The sequence below is a fragment of the Rhodoferax sp. ZS1R8 genome (genome assembly GCF_056521325.1).
The window spans coordinates 1-1,159 of record NZ_JBWMBA010000140.1; the positions used below are offsets into that span (position 1 = coordinate 1).

General features: G+C 60.7%; 2 protein-coding genes. Both read right to left on the reverse strand.

Features of this window, described 5'->3' with window-relative positions; translation table 11 throughout:
- Positions 1-251 (reverse strand): PilZ domain-containing protein (locus tag AC097P_RS24480; protein ID WP_479613015.1); only part of this gene is annotated, 251 nt, incomplete at its 3' end.
- 89 nt (positions 252-340) lie between these two features.
- On the reverse strand, positions 341-1,159 hold an 819-nt coding region (locus AC097P_RS24485; RefSeq protein WP_479613016.1), incomplete at its 5' end, for an SDR family oxidoreductase.

Below are 1,159 nucleotides of genomic sequence, written 5' to 3' on the forward strand. Positions count from 1 at the left end.
TGCTGGCGGTCCAGGTGAACGATGCTACCCGACATGGTGACGCCCTCTCCGTCGTCCGCCAGGGGCAGTTCCAGGCGGCATTTCTCGTGTAGTTGCAAAGGCAGCAGCCTGTTGGTTTGCACCAATGCACCCCTGAGCGCAATGTCCAGCAGATGGACGCTAAGTACCTCCCCATGCACGTGCAGCAAGACCTGGGCCGCAAAGGGAATGCGCGCGTACTTACGAAGGCCTCTGACTGGAGTGGGGTTCATGTTGGACTTTCGGGTGTGGTTTGGTAGAAACAAATTCACCCACACATAATAAGCCAGCCCGCTGCCAGCGGACTTGACCCGGTCGGGGCTTAGGCCCGCAGCGCTTTCTTCAAGTCCACGCCCAGTTCGGGCTTGTGTGCAAATGGGTCGGTGGGGTTGCGGGCCAGCATCACGTCTTCCATGCGGGTTTGCACCGAGCCAATGGCCTTGGGGTGGCTGTAGATATAGAACTGGTTGGCAGCAATGGCGTCAAACACCATCTGCGCCACCTGGGCAGCGGTGATCTTGCCGCTGCCCACGGCCTTGTCGCTCATGGCCTGACCGATCAATTGGCTTTGGGTGGGCTTGTCTTGCGCCTTGAGTTCGTCCGGGCGGTTGCGGTGGCTCTGGCTGATGCCGGTGGGTACAAAAAACGGGCACAACACGCTGGCGCTGACCTGGTCAGTCACCAGCGCCAAGTCTTGGTACAGGGTTTCGCTCAAGGCCACCACGGCGTGTTTGCTGACGTTGTAGATGCCCATGTTGGGCGCATTCAGCAGGCCGGCCATGCTGGCGGTGTTGACGATGTGGCCCTGGTAGGCCGCGTCAGCCTTGGCGGCGGCCAGCATCATGGGCGTGAAGAAATGCACACCGTGCACCACACCCATCACATTGACACCCATGACCCACTCCCAGTCTTTCAGGCTGTTTTCCCAAACCAGACCGCCCGCCCCTACGCCCGCGTTGTTGAAAACGAAGTGCGGCGCACCAAACCGCTTGAATGCCGCGTCAGCAAAGGCCTGCATTTGGTCGGCCTTGGACACGTCGACCCGCATGGCCAGCACCTGCGCGCCTGCGGCTTGCATTTCGGCCACGGTCTTGTCCAGTGCGTCCTGCTGCACATCGGCCAGCACCAGATTCATGCCCAG